This is a genomic window from Streptomyces sp. NPDC005496 (assembly GCF_042872045.1).
Taxonomy (GTDB): domain Bacteria; phylum Actinomycetota; class Actinomycetes; order Streptomycetales; family Streptomycetaceae; genus Streptomyces.
The window spans coordinates 25,664-44,414 of record NZ_JBIAJQ010000015.1 but is presented as its reverse complement, the minus strand read 5'-3'; the positions used below and the strand labels follow the sequence as shown (position 1 = coordinate 44,414).

Here is an 18,751-nt window from a genome sequence, read left to right as displayed (position 1 = left end):
AGTGGCTCTCACTACTCGCGGTCTTCGGCGGTGGAGCGTCGGCGCAGCGCGAAGAACAGGCCGGCACCCGCGAGGACGACGACGCCCGCGACGATGCCGATGATGACGCCCGTCGAGCTCGAATCGTCGGAGGACTCACCGGAGGAGGCGGCCGGAACCGCAGACCACCAGCTCCAGTAGCCGTCCTGGCCGTAGATGTTGCCCGCGGCCTCCGGCATCGTGGTGATCGACTTGATCTGGTCGGTGCGGTAGGCCTCGACCGCGTTGGGGTACGCCATGACGTTCATGTAGGCGGTGTCGTACAGCCGCGACTCCATCTGCTTGACCAGGTCCGCGCGCTTGGCCGTGTCGTACTCGGCGAGCTGGCGGGTGTACAGGTCGTCGTACTTCTTGTCGCAGATGAAGTTGTCGGTGGCGCCGGTGTCCTTGGGCGTGGCGGGCAGCGCCGCGCAGGTGTGGATGGACAGGACGAAGTCCGGGTCCGGGTTGACGGACCAGCCGTCGAACGCGAGGTCGTAGGTGCCCGCCAGCCACGGATCGGTCACGTTGTCTAGGCAGTTGAGCGTGACGCCGATGCCGAGCTTGCCGAACCACTCCTTGAGGTACTTGCCCACCGCCTTGTCGTTCGGGTCGGTGGCGTGGCACAGCACGCGGTAGTTGATCGGCTTGCCGTTCTTCTCGACGCGCTTGCCGTCGCCGTTCTTCTTGTAGCCGGCCTCGTCCAGGAGCCGGGCCGCCCTGGCCGGGTCGTACGCGAGCTTCTGATCCGCCGACGGCTTCCAGTAGTACGTCGAGAAGCGCGGCGGGATGTATCCCTCGCCCTCCACGGCGTGGCCCTGGAAGACCCTGTCGATGAGGGCCTCGCGATCGATCGCCATGAACAGCGCCTGGCGGACCTTCTGGTCGAGCAGCGACTTGGCGCCGTCGCCGAAGTGCTTGCCGTTCTTCGCCTGGGCGCCCGGGTTGGTGGCCAGGGCGTAGAAGCGGCGGCCGGGGGCGTCGTTGACCTTGACGTCGTCCTGGCTCTTGAGCGCCGACGCCTGGGCCGGCGTCAGGCCGGAGACGAACGACACCTCGCCCTTCTGGAGGGCCGCGACCGCCGCGTCACCGTCCTTGTAGTACTTGAAGACCAGCTCGTCGAACTTGGGCGCGCCCCGCCAGAAGCTCTTGTTGGGCTTCAGCTTCACGTAGCTGTCGGCCTTGTAGTCGGTCAGGACGAACGGGCCGTTGCCGACGATCGGGAAGCTCTTGTCGTTGTTGAACTTCGAGAAGTCGTCGACCTTCTCCCAGACGTGCTTGGGCACGATCGGCACGTCGAGCGCGGCCATCGTGGCCTGCGGCTTCTTCAGCTCGATGACCAGCTCGGTGGGGCTCGGGGCGCTCACCTTGCGGAAGTTGGCGACGAAACTCCCGTTCGCCGTCGCCGCGCCCTCGTCGGTCATCATCTTGTTGAACGTCCACGCCGCGTCCTCGGCGGTGGCCTGTTCGCCGTCCGACCACTTCGAGTTGGAGCGGATGGTGTAGGTCCAGGTGAGCTTGTCCGCGGACGGCGACCACTTGGTGGCGAGGCCCGGGATCGCGTGGTTGTCCTTGGGGTCGTAGTTGGTCAGGTACTCGTACATGAGCCGGTGGATGCTCGTACTGACCAGGCGCGACGCCAGGAACGGGCTCAGCGAGTCGACGCTCTGCGCGACCGCCACGGTGAGGACCTTCTTGCCCTCGTCGGCCTGCGCCGTCCGGGGCGCCGGGTTGAGCGGCGTGGCGAGACCGGCGGTGAGGGTCAGCGCCGCGGCGCCTGCGAGGGCGACGAGCCGGGGCAGACGGATCCGTGGGCGCAACGGCCCTCTGGCGTTGTGGTCTTGTGTGTTCATGGCTCGGTGACCTCGCGTCATCGCTCGCACAGGGATGGCTTCTCGGACTGCTGGATCAAGGTTGATCGGGTGACGCCGGCGGGGTTGATGTGTGTGTCTATCAGCGGCGGTCTCCGCACGTCAACGGCGCGTGAACCCCATGTGGCCTGCGGAAATAACGAGTTGATGCGGATTTCTCGCTCATTGGTCCAGACCCCTGAAGTCGCCCAGGTGGGGGCCTGACGCTCCGTATCGTCCATGCGTGGACCGGGGAAGCGTGAGAAGGGATCCGGCTGACATGCGAAAGGCCCGCACCGTCGTCGACGGTGCGGGCCCGGGCGGTGACCGGTCCCCGGAGAGGACCGGCCGGACTACTGCTGAGGGGGCGCGGACGGTGGCGGGGTCTGCCCCGGGTGCTGCGGGTACTCCGGCTGGGGGACGCCCTGCTGCGGATACCCCGGCTGAGCGGCACCCTGCTGCGGATGGGGCTGCTGCGGCGGGTAGGGGGCGCCGCCGGGCTGCTGGGGGTACGCCGGTCCCGGCTGCGGCGGCTGAGGAACCTGTCCCGGGAACGGCGCGCCCGGATGCGCCTGCCCCGGCATCGGCCGGCCGGGCGCCTGGCCGGGATACGGCTGCCCCGGCATCGGCTGGCCGGGATGGGCCTGCCCCGGCATCGGCTGCTGCGGCATCGGCTGGCCCGGCAGCGGCGGGGCGGCGACCGGCGGCGGGTTGCCGTCGGACGTCCACAGGCCGAGCGACTGCTGGTGGCGCGCGATGTCCTCGGCGACCAGCGCGGACAGGTTGAAGTACGCCTCCCGCACCTTCGGCCGCATCATGTCCAGGTCGACCTCGGCGCCCGCCGCCAGGTGCTCGTCGAACGGCACGACGATGACGCCCCGGCACCGCGTCTCGAAGTGCCCGACGATGTCCTCCACCTTGATCATCTTGCCGGTCTCGCGCACCCCGGAGATCACCGTGATGGACCGCGAGACCAGGTCCGCGTACCCGTGCGCGGACAGCCAGTCCAGCGTCGTGCTGGCGCTGCTCGCACCGTCGACGGACGGCGTCGAGATGATGATGAGCTGGTCGGCGAGGTCGAGCACGCCGCGCATGGCGCTGTAGAGCAGACCGGTGCCCGAGTCGGTGAGGATGATCGGGTACTGCTTGCCGAGCACGTCGATCGCCCGGCGGTAGTCCTCGTCGTTGAACGTCGTCGACACCGCGGGGTCGACGTCGTTGGCGATGATCTCCAGCCCCGAGGACGCCTGCGACGTGAACCGCCGGATGTCCATGTACGAGTTGAGGTACGGGATCGCCTGCACGAGGTCGCGGATCGTGGCACCGGTCTCCCGGCGCACCCGGCGTCCGAGCGTGCCGGCGTCCGGGTTGGCGTCGATCGCGAGGATCTTGTCCTGCCGCTCACTGGCGAGCGTGGAGCCCAGCGCGGTGGTCGTGGTCGTCTTGCCCACGCCACCCTTGAGGCTGATGACGGCGATCCGGTAGCAGGACAGGACCGGCGTGCGGATCAGCTCCAACTTCCGCTGGCGCTCCGCCTCTTCCTTCTTGCCGCCGATCTTGAACCGCGATCCGCCCGCGGTGGGACGACCGCTCTTCGGCTTCTGCTTCTTGTTGTTGAGCAGCCGGTCCGAGGACAGCTCCACCGCCGCGGTGTAACCGAGCGGCGCGGCACCCGGGTTGACCGGCTGCCGCTGGTCGTGCTGGATCGGCTGCGGCCACGCGTTGCCGGCGCGGGGATCCACGGGGGCGACGGGAGGCTGCGGCGGGTTACCACCCTGCGGGGCGGCCTGCTGCGGGTACCCCTGCGGCGCCGGCTGCTGCGGGATGCCGTAACCGGTCGGCTGGGCGGGGGCGTTGGGCGCGGCAGGCGGAGCGGTGTGCGGGAAGCCGTAGCCGGGCTGGGGTGTCGAGTCCTGGGGTGCAGGGGCCTGGGGTGCCGACGGTTGGGGAGTTGGGGCGTTCTGGGCCGGTGTTCCCGGCTGGGGGAATCCGTAGCCGCCCTGTGCCGGGACCGGTGCGCCGGCCTGTGGGAAGCCGTAGCCGGGCTGGGGCGCCGAGGACTGAGGGGCAGGGTCCTGCGGTGTGGGCGGCTGATGGACAGCGGCGTTCGGGACAGGAGCGTTCGGGGCCGGGGTCGAAGGCTGCGGGAATCCGTAACCGGTCGGCTGCGCCGGGGCTTCGGGTGCCACGGCAGGCGTGCCCGGGGTGCCGGGCTGAGGGAAGCCGTAACCGGCGTGCGGGGCCTGCGGGACCTGCGGGGTGTCCGCCGCGGGCTGGGCCTGCGGCTGTGCGGGCTGGGGCGGCTGCGGTGCCGGGGCCGCCTGCCAGGCGGCCGGGGCGGGCTGCGCGGCCTGAGGCTGAGCGGCCTGCGGGACCTCGGGCCGGGGCTGCGCGTCCGGGTGGGCGTGAGGCTGGAAGGACGGCTGCTGGGGCGCCTGCTGCGGTACCGGGGCCTGCGGGGGCACGGGTGCCTGCGCGGGGGCGGCGGGCTGCTGGGCCTGCGCGGTCTGCGGCTGGGCGTGCGGGGGTACGGGTGCCTGCGGCTCGGCGGGCTGCGTGGAGGCGGGCCACTGGGCGGCGGGGGCGGGTGCCGCGGGCTGGTAGGCGGGCGGCAGCGGCGGAAGACCGCTCTGCGGCGCCGGGGGAGGAGTCCAGGCCGGCGGTCCCGCGGGGGCGTGGCCGGGCGTGGGCACGCCGGGCGCGGATGCGGACGCGTCCGCATCGGCTCCCGTACCGGCATCCGGCGGTGCCGGGGCGTTCGGATTGCCGTCGGCCTCGGGGGAGTTGGGCGCTTCCGCGTCCGGTCCCGGGGTCTCCTGAACGGCGTCGGCGACCGGAGCCGCCGGACCGGGGGTGCCCTCAGGCCCGTCGGCGTCCACGGCCACGTCGGATTGGGCGGACGCACTGGTCGCACCGGACTCGGCGGGCCCGATGGGCTCGGTCGATCCGGCCTCGGTCGATCCGGCCTCGGTCGATCCGGCCTCGGTCGATCCGGCCTCGGCCGATCGGGCGTCGGTCGGGGCAGCGGAGGCCGAGAGGTCCACGCCGTCGCCGGTACGCACGTCGGACACGGCGACGTCTGGCGTCACGGTGGTGCCGTCGACGTCGGTCACACCCGCACCGTCGGCCGCGGGCTCCGGCCCGGAGTCCTGAGCGGGACCGGAGGAACTGTCCTCTGCGTCAGCGGAGCCCAGGCCGACCTCGGCCCGATCGGCACCGGGGACGGCGTTGTGGGGAGCGGCGTTCTCGGACACCACGGCGGCATCGGAGGCGCCGTCCGAGGCGTGGGCGTCTCCGGACCCGGCGCTCTCCTCACTCCGGAACGGCGGAGTGCCGAGCCCGTCCACGCCGGAACCCCCGGCACGGGAAGCGTCCAGACCGGTGCCGTCGGAACGGGAACTGTCCGCACGGGAACCGTCAACATGGGGAGCCTCTGGACCGGAGCCGTCGGCAGCGGACCCGGCGGCGGCTTGCGTACGGGCACCGTCCTGCGCATCGGCGCCCGCAGCCGTCGTACCGGCGCCCTCGGGGCCCGTACCAGCGCCCGGAGACGTCGGCTCGGCGCTCGTCGGCTCGGCGGTCGCCGCGGCCTCGGCCCGGTCCGCGATCTCGCGGCGCAGCGCGGCGGAGGAGAAGCGCATCGTCGCGCCGCTCTCCAGGTCGCCGTTCCCGCTGTCGGCCTCGGCGACCGGCGGGGCCGGCTGCGTCCAACTCGGCTGGCCCTGCTGCGGGAAACCGTCCGCGGGCGGGGGCGGCAGGTCGACGGGCACACCGACCGGCGGAGGAGCCGTCGCCGCCGCACCGACCGGGGGAGCCGGACTGACCGGCGGAGCCTGGTGGAACGGCGGGACCTGGCCGAACGGAGGCGCCGGGGGTGCCGGCGGGGCCGGCTGCGACGGGGCCTGGGGCTCCGGAGCCGGTGACGTCTCCGCCGTACCGCCCGACGCGTTCTGCGTGTACCAGGCAGGCGGCGCGTAGTCGATGGTGAACTCGCCCGTCGTCTCGATGGCGGACTCCGCGTCGGACTGGTCATCGCCGGGCGTGGCCCAGCCCCCGCGGATCCCGTCCCGATCGCTGTTCACAATTCCTCCTGGTGTGGTCGAGCACCCTCGTGCCGTGCCGGGGCGACCGCTCTCGTTGTCCGAAGTCGTCCGAATCCGCCCGGCTGTCCCCCTGGGGTGCCGACGGCCCGCTCGCGGGTCTCGGTGTCGCGCCCTGTCCCAGCCTAATCACCACAAGCGTCCCCAGGGCAGGGCCGTCCACCCCTCCGCGCCCGACCGCTCCGTCACGCGCGGCCCACGGGTGCCGTGCACACGTGGACCGCCCGCGAACAAAACGGGTGATTGTGGTGAACGTATCGAGCGGAAGCGGGGGCGAAACGGTCTCAAACGCCCCAGGGCGGTCGCCTGTTGAGGGATCAGTCCATCCTGCGTGGCGTACCCAACAATCCGGTCTCGGCGTCCATCGGCTGGGTCATCACGTACTGCCGGTCGCGATCGGCGCACCACAGGGTGACGCCGTCGGCGAGCGTCGGCAGGGAGTCCATGTCCCCCTGCGGCAGCGCCAGCGTGCGGCTTATCTCCGCGGCCTCGTCCGGCGAGACACGCTGGACCCCGACGAGCCGTGCCTGCCGCATCAACCGCGGTGCCACCGGGCTCAGATACGGCAGCAGCGTCAGTACCGCCTGCCACGGTCCCGCGACGACCCGCCCGCGCGGCGGCCGCATGCCGCAGTCCCGCACCACGAGCACCGGGTTGCCGGCCGAGGCGCCCTGCGGCGGCACCCGGCCCACGTCGTACACGGTCATCCCCGACTGCCCGCCGCCGACTGCCTGCACCATCTGCGCCCAGGCCTGCGCGCGGCCGGTCTCCACGGCGACGCGCGTCCCCGTGGCCGCCGCCCGCAGGGCCAGCACCTGGGCGGTCCACAACCCGCCGATCAGGACGACGTCGTACGGAGTGGGCCGGTTGAGGCCCAGCACCGCGGGCTGCCCGCCGGCGTCCACGCCGATGACCACCCCGTCGTCGCCGATGGGCAGGGCGAGCGCGTCCAGTTGCTCCGCGGACAGCGTGTGCCGTCCGTGCCGCGGGCCGAGCAGCCCGAACCCGCTCCGCACCCGCGAGCGCAGCCGGTCCGCGGCCGACGGCCCCGCGGGGCCACCAGACGCGGGACCACCGGAGGCGGGGCCTCCGGCCGGTACGTACGCTGCCGGACCCACGCCTGGCCCGTACGGCCCCGGCGCCTGCGCGCCAGGCCCGCCCGTCGGCGGTGAGGTCATGGCCGTCACCTGGCACCTCCCAGGGGCAGAGTGGCGAGTACGCCGGGCAGTTGCTGCCGGTCGAGGCGGGCCAGGCCGGCCCCCGCCTGCCGCGCGGCATCCTCCAACGCGCGCCGGGCCGCGACCAGTTCGTCGTCGGAACGCCCCGTCACACGCAGATGCCCGACGAGCGAGACGTCCTGCCGCTCACCGCGCGCCAGCGTGAGGCTGAAGGTGGTGGCCAGCGCGGGAACGGCGGTGAGCAGCGCCACGAGCTGCGCCATCGAGGGACCCCGCCCGCCCAGCCGGGGCCAGCGGCGCACCCAGTACGTCGTGTGCCGGCGGTTGTCGCAGCGCCAGCTGCGGCCGGACTCCTCGGTCCGCCGCTCGGGCACGTCCGTCCGCCCGGCCTCGGCGGTCACCAGGGGGTTGGCGCACGCCGACGTGGCGACGGCCGCGATCAGCTCCTCCTCGTCGAGCACCGTCGTACGGAAACCCGCGCCCGTCAGCCGGCTCGCGAGATGGTCGGCCGCCCGCACGGCGCACTTCTGCGCCCCGACGAGCCCGCCCCCGCGCGCGGCCACCGCCTCCGGACACAGCTCCGGGTCCAGCTTCAGCGCGATCCACGTGATGCGCACGGCGGGGGCCCCGGTCTGCGCCTGCAGCGGCGCGTAGTTGCTCACCGCCACGGACTGCTGGGGAAGATGCAGCGCGGGCGCGGGCTGCGTGTGCAGCACGATCTGCGCCGACTCCAGCCGGATCCCGTCCACTTCGAGGGCGTCCCGCACCAGCCCGAGCGGCAGCGGCTGCCGGCTCCGCTCGGCCCGCAGCGCCGTCGCGTCGGCCTCCACCTGGAGGACCGCGGTGACGAACGTGCCGTCGCCGATCATCCCGACGGAGCGCCGGTCCCGGCCGCCGTACGCGTACGTGCGCAGGCTCGGGTCGCACTCGACGGCGGGGGCGAGACCGGGCTCCGTGCCCGGCCGTATCGCCGTACCGGCCGCCTGGCGCCTGCGGGCGCGCAACGCCCGTGCCGTACCCAGCCATTCGGGCAGGGAGCGGCCGCGACGGCGGACGAAGGCGAGCAGCACCAGCACCACGGCGATCACGCCGGCCGCCATCAGCGCCATGGGGTCGACGACCCAGCCGGTGAGCAGCACGGCGGCGGCGAGCTCCAGCAGGACGACCCGTTGCAACCGGAACGACCCGAACTGCCCGGGCCGTGTCCGCAGATGAGTCGTGTCCGCGTCCTGCGGCCGGCCGGGCGGGGCGGACTGCCGCTGCGCGTGCGGCGGTTCAGGTGCCGCGGAGCCGCGCGTCCGTGACCGGTCGCGCAATCGCGTCCGCGCTCCGGAAGCCATCACTCCATCCCCCCGTAATGCTCACAACTCGCTGGAATCACGCCACCGCATGGGGCCCTTGAAGGTCCGGGTACCCTACCCGCTCCACGAGACCGTTCTTTTACCAGGCATAGTAGGGGGCCGGTCCGACAACGGAGGGCGGGGGACGGTGACCCCCGAGCGCCGACCAGGCGAGACACGGGGAGAAGCGGGCACACATGGCATCTCGGCGGGACCAGCTCAACGCCTACACCTTCGCGAAGCGCCGCATGCTCGCGTCCTTCGTGCAGTCGTCCCCCGACGGTTCCGAGGAGGGGGCGCCGCGTCCGCTGCGGGCGGTCGTCCCGGGTGTCATCGTCGGGGTGATCGTGATGGCCGCGTTCGGGGCGTGGGGCATGTTCAAGCCGACCGCCCCGCAGGGCTGGGACAGCCCCGGCGAGAAGGTCATCGTCGCCAGCAAGTCGACCACCCGTTACGTGGTCCTGACGACCAAGGGCAAGACCCGCCTCCACCCCGTCCTCAACATGGCGTCCGCCAAACTCCTCCTCAAAACGGGTGAGGGCGAGGTCGTCACCGTCGACGAGTCCGTCCTCGACAAGGGCGACATCCCGCGCGGCGTCACGATCGGCATCCCGTACGCCCCCGACCGCCTGCCGTCCGACGAGGAGGCCGGCTCCGCGAAGCGCTGGGCCGTCTGCGAACGCCCCAGCGCCGGGGGCCGGTCCATCCAGAAGGCCGCCTTCGTCCTCGCCTCCCGCGACATGCGCAAGACCGAGGGCGGGAACCGGCTGCGCGGCGGCGAACTCATGTACGTCGTCGGCCCGGACAAGACCCGCTACATCGTGGACGCGCACGGCACCGCGTACCAGGTGGACGCGACCGACGAACTGCTCCTGCGCACCCTGGTCGGCTCCGGCCGCGAACCGCAGCGTGTGTCCGCCCCCTGGCTGGCGACCCTGCACCAGGGCGACGCCATCGACTTCCCGAAGGTCCAGGGGCGGATCGGCGCCGGAGCGGGCGTCGAGGGCAGCCTGCCCGACGAGGCGAACAGGATCGGCATGATCCTCAAGGCCCCCAACGGCGACACCGAGCAGCACTACCTCGTGGAGCCCGGCAAGGTGGTCCCCGTCTCGGACTTCACCGCGAAACTCCTCCTGAACAGCCGCGATCTGGTCGCCACCGGTCAGGCAGGCAACGCCCTCGACGTCAGCGCGGGAGCCTTCGTCCCGACCACCGCCGCCTTCGCGGCGGACCGCGACTGGCCGAGCCACGCCCCGACCGCCGTCAACGACGCGGGCACCACGGACGGCAGCCGCAACACCGTCTGCAACGTCCTGCGCGACGTGGACGAGGAGAACAAGGGCGCCACGACGCTGAGCACCTGGGCGGGCACCGGATTCCCGGCCGCCCTGCCCACCGGCAGCGACAGCGCGTACGTCACGCCCGGTTCCGGCCAGCTGTACCGCCAGTTCAAGGGCGAGGAGGTCAAGGCCGGCGGCGTCTTCCTCGTCACCGACACCGGCCTGCGCTACGCCATGCAGTCCAACGACGACAGCGCCACGGACGATTCGGGCATCGGCACCACGGCCAAGGAGCGCAAGCAGCTCCAACAGGAGGCCAAACTCGCCCAGATCCGCCTGGGTTACGCCGACGTGGACCCGGCGCCGATCCCGGCCGAGTGGTCCCGCTTCCTGTCCACGGGCCCCCGCCTGTCGACGTCGGCCGCACGTCAGCCGCAGGGCTCGTAGGACGGAGGAGACCATGCCGTACGCCCCTTCCGCCGCCGCGGGCACCCGCCGCACGGTCGCCGCAGCGGCCGCGGCGCTGACCCTCACCGGCCTCGCGCTCGCGCCCCCGGCCACCGCCGACTCCTCCACCGACCAGTGCACCTTCCCCAACAAGAAGTACGCGGGCCGCCCTTGGTCCCTCCAGCGCGTCCTCCTCGACGAACTGTGGAGCCAGTCCCGGGGCAAGGGCGTACGGGTGGCGGTGATCGACACCGGAGTCGACGTCAAGAACCCGCAGCTGACGCACGCGGTGGACGCCTCAGATGGCGCCAACTTCCTGCCTCCGAAGGACGACAAGGGCGAGAAGATCGACCGCGGCAACTCCCAGGGCACCACGGACACCGTCGGCCACGGCACGCGCGTCGCGGGCATCATCGCGGCCCGCCCCGCGAAGGGCACCGGCTTCGTGGGCCTGGCCCCGGAGGCGACGATCATCCCGGTCAAGCAGAACGACGCGGAGGGCCACGGCACGGCCGACACCCTCGCCAAGGCCATCCGCCACGCGATCAAGGCGGGCGCCGACGTCATCAACATCTCCCAGGACACCTCGAACGCCGTCGAGCCCGCACCCGACCTCAAGCAGGCGGTGGACGCGGCGCTGGCCCGGCAGATCGTGGTCGTCGCCTCCGCGGGCAACGACGGCCTCGGCGGCAACGTCAAGCGGACCTACCCGGCCTCGTACGACGGTGTCCTCGCCGTGGCCTCCTCCGACCGCAACAACGAGCGCGCCGCCTTCTCCCAGTCCGGCGAGTTCGTCGGCGTGGCCGCACCCGGCGTCGACATGATCTCCACCGTCCCCAAGGGCGGCCACTGCCCCGACAACGGCACCAGTTTCTCCGCCCCTTACGTGGCCGGAGTCGCCGCGCTCATCAAGGCGAAGCACGGCGACTGGACCCAGCGCGAGATCGTCGCCCAGATCGAGCAGACCGCGGAGCGCTCCGTCGCGGGCCACGACCGCCTCGTCGGCTGGGGCGTGGTGGACCCGGTCCGCGCCCTGACGGAGGACGACCAGCCGATCGAGTCACCCCGCCCCCACGAGGGCGTCACCAAGGCGGAGGCCCCCACCCCGGCCAGGCTCCAGCTCGGCGAGTCCCCTGACGAACGCAACGCCCGCCTCGGCACGTACGTGGCCGTCGGCGCGGCGGTCCTGGTCGCCGCACTGGGTGGAACGGCCGTCGCCGTACGGGACGCGCGGCGCCGCTCCCGCCGGGTCGCCGGCCGCTAACGGGAGGGCCGCTTCTCCTGACAGTGGAGCGTCTTCACCGTGGCCGGCATGTAGGCCCGCATGAACCTCTCGATGGCGACCCGGCGCTCCGCGTCGAACTCCCCCCGCGTCACCTTGAGCGCGAGCGTGAAGTGATCGGCCCCGCTCCCGTCCTTGCACCGCGTGGTGGCGATGGCCCCGTCATCGGCCCCGACGGCCTTGTCGGCGAGGGGGATACGGGGGAGGGGCCGGGCGTTCTGGAGCCCGGTTACGGAGTTGTCGGGGGAGGCGGCCTTCATGGGGCTCATGGGGCCGCCGTGAGAGGCGAACTTCAGGTGCAGCGCACGCTCGTCGCCCACGTAGACCACGCAGGACGATGAGGCTCCCGGTTCCCTGAAACCGGCGCTCGTCCACTCCGTGACCTTGTCCAGCGGGTGAAGTAGCCCGTTGGACAGTTTTCTGCTGACGGGCGTACCACAGAGAGTCCTCGGAATGCTGTCCTCGGAGTAGGTGCGGCTGCATGCGACAAGAACCAGAGCCGGCAGAAGGCCGAGCCATGCGATTCCCCTGAGTTTCAACGGACTTACACTCCTGACACTCCCTGAGCCCGGCTGATTCCGGCCTCCGTCGCTTCTTCGGCGGTACTCCTGATGGGGTACGGCGTCGGACCGCCAGTCCCATGTGCCGACCACCATTCACCGCTCAGAGCCATCAGCTGAGAGATCCGGTTGTCGTAGGTGGCCACCTTCCGGTCGGCCATCTCGTCATCAAGGCGTCTTTGCTCATCGGCGAGCCACTGCTCGGTCACGTAGTCCACGCCTGCCTGCACCTCGCCGCTGCCCACGGGGAGGTAGCCGATCGCCTGGTCGACCACCCACTTGCCCTGGATCTCCGCCGTCTTGGGCTCCGCTGCCACCTGGGCGCGGGCCTCCTCCATGAAGCCGACCGTGCGTCCCGCGCGGAGAAGGGACTCGTCGGGGTACCGCTGATCGGGCTCGTGGATCGCGGCGACCAGCGCCTGGTTCATCCCGCGGTTCAGGGTCCCGTAGGCGCCCTGATCCCTGGACACCTGCTTCATGACCTCGATCAGCTGCTCCTGCTTCAGCGGCGCCTCCGACATGTCGATGCTGCTGGCAGCCACGTGCACGGTGTCGCCGTGATTGGCGAGGATCCTGGCCACGGGCTCCCGCAGGGAGGGCGGGAAGTCGTCGCCGCTGTCGGCGAGATACCGCACCGTGGACCGGAGAATCGCCTTGTTCTCCTCGGAGTGGGGGACGAACTCCGCGTCCCGGTCGGAGGGATCGATCCCCGTCGTCGAGGCCTGGAGCGCGGCCGCGAACCCGGCGCGGTCGTCCTTGTCCAGGGCGGCGCCGTAGGTCGGAGCCTTGGCGCCTTCCTGCGCCTCCTCGACCACCTTCCAGTCGCGCTCCTCCATGAGGTACTTCATCCGGTCGTCGGACTTCAGATAGGACGCGGCGGTGTCCGGATCGTGGCTCATCACGCCGAGCAGCCCGTCGAGCGGATCGTTCGCGAACCACCCGTCCCGCCTGCCGGAGTAGCCGCCCTTGAGATCCCAGACGTCGGGGTCGCTCTTCTCGGCCCTGATGATGTCGTCACCCAGATCCTTCAGGAACTGAGGCGCGTAACCGTCCCCCTTCTGCATGAGGGTGACGAGTGACTGGTAACCGCGGGCCTTGTCGAGACGGGCGCCCTGGAAGTCCGTCTCGTACCGCTCGACGCCGGCCTTCCGCATGTCGCGCCGCCATTCCTCGTACCACTTGGACTTCGTGTCCTTGGTGGCCGTGGCGAGGGTGCGTGCCAGTCCGGACTCGATCGTCGAGAAGTCGCGGACGCCCTTGCCGCCACGGACGTGGATGAGGTCGTTGAGACGGTTGGTCATCCTGATGGTGCCGCCGGCGCCGAGTCCGTCGAGGAACGTGCGGCTGAACGCCTTGTCGTGGCCGTTGTCGCGGAAGGTGCGCCGCAGCTCCGCGACATCGCGGTCGGACAGTTCCGCACCGCCGTTCAGCCGGAGGGCGATGGCGTCCGCAGCCTCTGCCTCGTACTTCTCGATGTCGCCGCGGGCACGGGAGTTGAAGCCGTCGCAGGTGCCGTCCGTGACGTCGGAGTCGACGGTGACGGCCTTGAGGGCGATCTCGAGTCCCCGGTCGGCGTCGGCGACGGCACGGACCGCGCGGTCGAGGCTGTCCTGCCAGGAGGACGTCGACGTGCAGGCCCGCTGGGCGTGGCCGGCGTCCGGGTGCACCGACGCGCTTTGCCCGGCGTACGAGACGACTCCCCGTTCGGAGACCCGCATACCCGCTTCCACGGCCTCCCGCCGTACGGCCTTGACCTTGCCGCGCAGCTCGACGAACTGCGCGTGCGCGTCCCGCAGTAGCGACGCGAGCGCCTTGGCCTCGGTCTGGGCGGCCTGGAACTCCTTGAGGGTGATGTCGAAACGGGCGTGGGCCGCGTCCGCGCTCATCCCCTCCCAGGAGCGCCCGACGGAGACGCCGTACACGTCTCGTCGGTACTGGGCCTCGCGCTTCTCGAACTCCCCGGCCATGCCGTCCCAGCGCTCGGCGGCGGTGACGAGAGAGGAGAGGTCGGTGGTCATGATCTCGTGGTACGTCGGCATGGTTCCAGGGGTGAGGACGAGGACGGCAACGAGGACGAGGAGAAGTGCGATCAGCACAACGCGACTGCTCAGCAACGGGGTTGAGGTCCCGACTCGGACTAGAGCAGGTCGAGACCTGACGGGCGACGTACCTGCGCACCCACCCCGACGTCCGTCTTCTGGAAGAGGGCCGAGGTGCTGCGCAGCGCGTCCTTCTCCGAACCGAGCCGGTCCATCAACGCCTTGACCTGATCGCCCCACGCCTTGTGCGCGCGCTTGAGGGCGCCGGACGTCACCCATCCGTGCCCGTCCCGCGCCCCGAACTCCTTGACGGCGGCGGTAGTCTCCTCGTCGGCCCAGGCGCCCGACTTCCGCGTGTCGGGCTCCAGATGCTCCTCGATGGCCCGCGCGGCGGCCTTCTTCTCGGCGGGACGTGACGCCAGATCAGGGCCGCCGGCACCGCCGCCGGCGGGGCCATTCCGCTGCGCCGGCAACTGGTCCAGCCGTACGCCGACCTGCCCGGCGGCCCGCCCTCGCGCCTGCTCCCACTCGTCCCACGTCACGGCGGGCCACCTCCCCAAGTGCACTCTCAGTCGTTGTCAGTGACGCAGAGTAGCGTTGTTCGTGGGTGCCGAGCGGGACGCCGGAAGGGGGAGGGGTGCGCGAAGTGCGAGTACGTGCGGTGAGCGGGTTGCCGCGACACGTTGGAGGGACGGGGGTGGCGCGACTTGACCCCCGCTCAGCCGCCGTCAACACGGGAACGGGCGGCGGCACCCGCAGGTTTTGTAGTTGCAAAGATCCACTCAGGTCGGCGGCGAGGCCCGGGGGATGGTGAGAGTCACCACTCGACCACGGAGGAGATGTGTGATTTGGCGCTCTATCTGGATATTTGAGATCGATTGACGGACGGCTACTGTCGACCTCCCGACTGCTTCGTAACTGACTCAGTACGAAGTTCAGTTGGCCGCGATTTACACAGTGACTACAGTGGTCAATGAGTGCGCTGCGGGCGGTTGAGCCGCAACAGCCGCTCGACAGCTGGACAAACGGGGAACGGGGAAGGGGACGCATCGTGCTTCCTGCGGACATGGGCAGCGGGGCGGTGGGCCTGAGACGGGGTCTCGAAGCCTTGAAGGACTTCAAGAAGCGCGTGGACACACTGCTGACGGAGTTCGAGGGCTCGGCGGCCGACGCGTCCAAGGTCGCGGCGCACACCATCCCGAAGCACGCCTTCAGTGGAGCGGGCGACTTCCCCGAGGCTGACGGCCTCTACACGCAGTACCACCAGGTGCACGAGCGCCTCACCTCGCTCTCCAAGACGCTGGGTCTCCAGATCGAGGCTATGGGCATCGCGGTGTACGGCGCGGACGTCACGTACGACAATCTCGAGGACGATCTGCGCAGTCGCTTCTGGGCGATCAAGGCCAAGGTGGACCACGAGCACGAAGCCGCGCAGCGGACCAAGGACGGCAAGCAGCAGCCGCAGCGCAGCAACGACAAGAAGGTCGACGGCGGCTGGGGGGACGACGAGTGACGGACAAAGAGCAGCCCAAGGACGTCCACGAGGCGGCCGACGTCCAGGTAGGCGTCACCGACATGCCGAACCGCGTGTCGGAGATCATGCACGACGCCTTCGGGTTCGCCCGGATGAACATGTTCGGGAGCACGAACTTCGAGGGGCACTCCCTCAACGCGATGATCGACCTGGTGGAGAACACCAAGCCCGAGGAACTCGAGCGCGCCGGCGAGGCCCTGTGGAAGGCACGGGACGCCATCAGCGCCGCGGCGAAGGAGCTCAGCGAGCACATCGACCGCGTCGAGTGGGAGGGCGAGGCCGGTGACGCCTTCCGTAAGTGGGGGCGGAACCTCGCCAAGGACTCGAACCTGCTGGCGGACTACGCGGAGGTCGCGGGCGTACAGATCACCGCTGCCGGTACGGGTCTGGCGTCCGTGCGCAAGGCGATGCCGCCGCGTGACACCAGGACCGACAAGAAGACCGTGGACGACATCCCCACGCCGGGCAGGGTCGAGGGCAACGAGGACTATGCCGCTGCCCTGAAGGTGGAGAAGGACCGCCAAGAGGCCATCAACCAGATGAACCGCCTCGCGTCCTTCTACTCCGTCTCGGAGCAAACCCTGGCAGCGAGCGAACCGCCCACGTTCTCGACGATGCCGGACCTTGGGGTTCCCAAGCCGGCTTCTGGCGGTGGTTGGGGCGGGCGAGAAGAACAGATCGGTGCGCAAGGGGGTGGCGGGAGGCAGGCTGGTAGCCCGCACGCCGCTTACGGGCATGTCGGGACGGCCTCCGAGGGACAGCCCGGGGGCACCGAACTGGGCCAGTCGATTGCCCCGCCAGTGGCGCACGTCGGTACGGAGATCGACAGCGTGGCCACCCTGCCCACGGTGAACGCGCCCACCACCAACACGCCCGTTTCGACGAGCAGCGGGACGCCGTCCTCGACCGGTACCCCGATGCCGTTCGCTCCGGGATTCGTGAAAACGGGAGCGAGTGGTCCGTCCAAGTCCCTCACTGCCTCAGGTGGACCAAGGGCGACTGGGCAGACTCAGGCGAGCGCTCGACAAAGCGCGGCAAGAACCGGAAACCCGGCCGCTACGGGACGAGCAGGCAACCCGGCCGCCACCGGGCGAGCAGGTAATCCCGCTGCTACCGGCCGCGCGGCCGCGAACGCCGCGAACCGCACCGCCGGTCCCATGGGACGCGCGGCAGCGACCGGCCAAGGCACGGCCGGGGGACGCTCGTCGGCGAGTGCCAGATCCCCTATGGGGCGACCGGTCTCAGGAGGCACGCCGAGGGCCACCGGAGCGAACAATGCGCCGCGTAGTGGGGCCACCGGCGCAGCGCGCAGCAACGGAGTCGTGGGCGGGCGTCCGACCGGGGCCGCACCCAGCGGTTCCGGTTCACGGGTCCCCCGAGGCACGGTCATCGGCGGCGAGAAGTCCGCTGCCGCACGAAACCCAGGCGCGGGTACGGGCGCAAGGGTCAGGCAACGTGGTGTGATCGGCAATCCGGGTGCGACGAGCGGTGAGGGCCGCTCTGCCGGCGCTCGCTCGACGGCCAATGCCGACGGAGTGGTCGGTGCCCCTCAAGGCCGAGCTGCTGGACCTCGTAACACTCGTGGAGTTCCTACCGCAGGCGGCGCGGGGCTGGTGCGTAGCTCTCCGAGCAATAGCCGATCCGCGCATAATGCCGGTCGCAGTGCCTCCCGGAAGGCTGAGGAAGGCACGACCGACGAAGAGAGCACCCCTCCCGGGCAGGGCTCTGCACCACCAGTGACCGACAGGCGCGAGCAGGGACGTTCAGAGGCATGAAGGCAGGAACCAGCCGACTCGGCACGGGAACGGCGACACGTCGGGGCGGCGTCTGGCGAAGGACTGCGTCGGCAGCCGCTGCATTCGCTGTCTGCGTCGGTGTATCCGCGGGAATGACTCCGCAGGCACACGCCGACGGCGCGTCACCGAAGCAGTGGTACCTGGAGGCCTTGTCCGCTCCGCAGATGTGGAAGGTCAGCACGGGCAAGGGCATCAAGGTCGCGGTGCTGGACAGTGGCGTCAGTGCTTCAACACCTGGGCTGAAGGGGCAACTGCTGACCGAGGACGTTCCACGCGAGGTGGCCTATGGGGCGACCAAGGACTACCAGGGCCACGGTACGAGTATGGCCGAGTTGATCGCGGGCACAGGTCGCGGGAACAGCATTCGAGGCCTTGCGCCCGAGGCGAAAATCATCCCGTTCAGGGTGACGCTCTCGTCACTCAAGGACAAGGCCGAGCGCAAGCGCACCTCTTCGCCCGCTGAGGCGATCCGTGCAGCAGCCGACTCCGACGCGCGGATCATCAATATGTCGATCGGTGGGTATACGCCGGAAGAGGACGAAAAGGCTGCCGTCAAGTATGCGGCGGAAAAGGGCAAGTTGCTCTTCGCCTCTGTCGGGAACGACGGCGACACCGACAACTTCATCGGCTACCCAGCTGCGTACCCGGAAGTAGTCGGAGTGGGAGCGGCTGACGAAAGTGGTGCCGTAGGCGAGTTCTCGCAGTCGGGGGACTACATCACTCTGGCGGCACCGGGCTTGGACGTACCAGTGTGGTGCGACAACACGTTCCACAGCTATTGCAAGAGCACGGGCACCAGCCAAGCCTCCGCCATCGCCTCCGCCGCTGCCGCCCTCGTCTGGTCCGCGCACCCCGAGTGGACGGCGAACCAGGTGCTCCGCGTTCTGATCGACACGGCGGCGCGTGACTGGCCGAAGAACACGCCGAGCAAGTACCTCGGCTACGGACTCATCCGCCCCAGCGCCAATCTGCTCAAGGGCAAGGGCGACCCAGGCCCCGCCGACGTCAACCCGATCACCAACGAGAAGACACCGGCCGGAGCCGCGGGCGCCACCCCCTCCACCTCCGTCCCAGCCTCGTCACAGCCCCCGAAAAGCACTTCAGGCGGGGAGACTTCAGCGGCAGGATCAAGCTCGGAGCCGTCCGACGGCAACACGCTGTGGGTGGTCCTGGGAGCCGTCGCCGCGGCGGCGGTGATCGGAGGAGGCGGCTTCGCCGTGCTGCGTGCGCGCCGCAACGGCTGAGCAAGCCCTCCCCTCCGGTCCAACTCCGGCCCGACTTTCCAGGCCGGGTCGCGCACCCACCGCCCGGTGGCGCGCGAACCCGG

Annotated in this window: 12 protein-coding genes; 5 read left to right on the top strand and 7 right to left on the bottom strand. The window is 70.8% G+C overall.

Annotated features, from left to right (window positions below):
- Positions 1–11 precede the first annotated feature (11 nt).
- The 4 genes from ACFYQQ_RS35545 to eccE form a co-directional block, all read right to left on the bottom strand.
- Positions 12–1,871 (bottom strand): ABC transporter substrate-binding protein, encoded by a 1,860-nt coding sequence (locus ACFYQQ_RS35545; RefSeq protein ID WP_388906671.1) that lies wholly within the window; start codon positions 1,869–1,871, stop codon positions 12–14.
- A 350-nt stretch (positions 1,872–2,221) separates the two neighbouring features.
- Entirely contained in the window at positions 2,222–5,950 is a 3,729-nt protein-coding gene (locus tag ACFYQQ_RS35540; protein WP_388906668.1) for an SCO5717 family growth-regulating ATPase, read from the bottom strand.
- 335 nt (positions 5,951–6,285) lie between these two features.
- Complete coding sequence (locus ACFYQQ_RS35535; RefSeq protein ID WP_355779934.1) at positions 6,286–7,146, bottom strand: hypothetical protein; 861 nt, start codon at positions 7,144–7,146, stop codon at positions 6,286–6,288.
- A gap of 5 nt (positions 7,147–7,151) precedes the next feature.
- Positions 7,152–8,486 (bottom strand): type VII secretion protein EccE, encoded by a 1,335-nt coding sequence (gene eccE, locus ACFYQQ_RS35530; protein WP_355779931.1) that lies wholly within the window; start codon positions 8,484–8,486, stop codon positions 7,152–7,154.
- A gap of 197 nt (positions 8,487–8,683) precedes the next feature.
- On the opposite strand from eccE, the gene eccB reads away from it, so the two are divergent.
- Positions 8,684–10,213 carry a type VII secretion protein EccB gene (gene eccB / locus ACFYQQ_RS35525; RefSeq protein WP_355779928.1) on the top strand — a complete coding sequence of 510 codons (1,530 nt, stop codon included), beginning with the start codon at positions 8,684–8,686 and terminating at the stop codon, positions 10,211–10,213.
- 13 nt (positions 10,214–10,226) lie between these two features.
- Positions 10,227–11,477 (top strand): type VII secretion-associated serine protease mycosin, encoded by a 1,251-nt coding sequence (gene mycP / locus ACFYQQ_RS35520; RefSeq protein ID WP_355779926.1) that lies wholly within the window; start codon positions 10,227–10,229, stop codon positions 11,475–11,477.
- On the opposite strand, the gene ACFYQQ_RS35515 is transcribed toward mycP, so the two are convergent.
- From ACFYQQ_RS35515 to ACFYQQ_RS35505, 3 genes are read right to left on the bottom strand one after another with little or no spacing between them, the layout of a single operon-like run.
- On the bottom strand, positions 11,474–12,034 hold the full coding sequence (locus ACFYQQ_RS35515; protein WP_388906663.1) for a hypothetical protein: 561 nt from the start codon (positions 12,032–12,034) through the stop codon (positions 11,474–11,476). The two genes, mycP and ACFYQQ_RS35515, sit on opposite strands and share 4 nt — an antisense overlap.
- A gap of 5 nt (positions 12,035–12,039) precedes the next feature.
- Positions 12,040–14,151 carry a DUF6571 family protein gene (locus tag ACFYQQ_RS35510; RefSeq protein WP_355779921.1) on the bottom strand — a complete coding sequence of 704 codons (2,112 nt, stop codon included), beginning with the start codon at positions 14,149–14,151 and terminating at the stop codon, positions 12,040–12,042.
- A gap of 41 nt (positions 14,152–14,192) precedes the next feature.
- Positions 14,193–14,636, bottom strand: coding sequence for a hypothetical protein (locus tag ACFYQQ_RS35505; protein WP_355779919.1), 444 nt, complete (start codon positions 14,634–14,636; stop codon positions 14,193–14,195).
- Positions 14,637–15,145: 509 nt separating this feature from the next.
- Here ACFYQQ_RS35505 and ACFYQQ_RS35500 point away from each other — a divergent pair.
- From ACFYQQ_RS35500 to ACFYQQ_RS35490, 3 genes are all read left to right on the top strand, one after another.
- On the top strand, positions 15,146–15,607 hold the full coding sequence (locus ACFYQQ_RS35500) for a hypothetical protein (protein WP_355779916.1): 462 nt from the start codon (positions 15,146–15,148) through the stop codon (positions 15,605–15,607).
- Positions 15,604–17,403 carry a hypothetical protein gene (locus ACFYQQ_RS35495; RefSeq protein ID WP_355779914.1) on the top strand — a complete coding sequence of 600 codons (1,800 nt, stop codon included), beginning with the start codon at positions 15,604–15,606 and terminating at the stop codon, positions 17,401–17,403. The genes ACFYQQ_RS35500 and ACFYQQ_RS35495 overlap by 4 nt, the downstream gene beginning before the upstream one ends.
- 113 nt (positions 17,404–17,516) lie before the next feature.
- Positions 17,517–18,668: a S8 family serine peptidase gene (locus ACFYQQ_RS35490; protein ID WP_388906658.1), complete on the top strand. Its 1,152-nt coding sequence runs from the start codon at positions 17,517–17,519 to the stop codon at positions 18,666–18,668.
- The last annotated feature ends 83 nt before the right edge of the window (positions 18,669–18,751 follow it).

What these genes read in the sequence shown, in the direction of transcription:
- ACFYQQ_RS35545 (WP_388906671.1), bottom strand. Translation starts at nt 1,871, where the DNA reads ATGAACACACAAGACCACAACGCCAGAGGGCCGTTGCGCCCACGGATC.
- ACFYQQ_RS35535 (WP_355779934.1), bottom strand. Translation starts at nt 7,146, where the DNA reads ATGACCTCACCGCCGACGGGCGGGCCTGGCGCGCAGGCGCCGGGGCCG.
- eccE (WP_355779931.1), bottom strand. Translation starts at nt 8,486, where the DNA reads ATGGCTTCCGGAGCGCGGACGCGATTGCGCGACCGGTCACGGACGCGC.
- eccB (WP_355779928.1), top strand. Translation starts at nt 8,684, where the DNA reads ATGGCATCTCGGCGGGACCAGCTCAACGCCTACACCTTCGCGAAGCGC.
- mycP (WP_355779926.1), top strand. Translation starts at nt 10,227, where the DNA reads ATGCCGTACGCCCCTTCCGCCGCCGCGGGCACCCGCCGCACGGTCGCC.
- ACFYQQ_RS35490 (WP_388906658.1), top strand. Translation starts at nt 17,517, where the DNA reads ATGACTCCGCAGGCACACGCCGACGGCGCGTCACCGAAGCAGTGGTAC.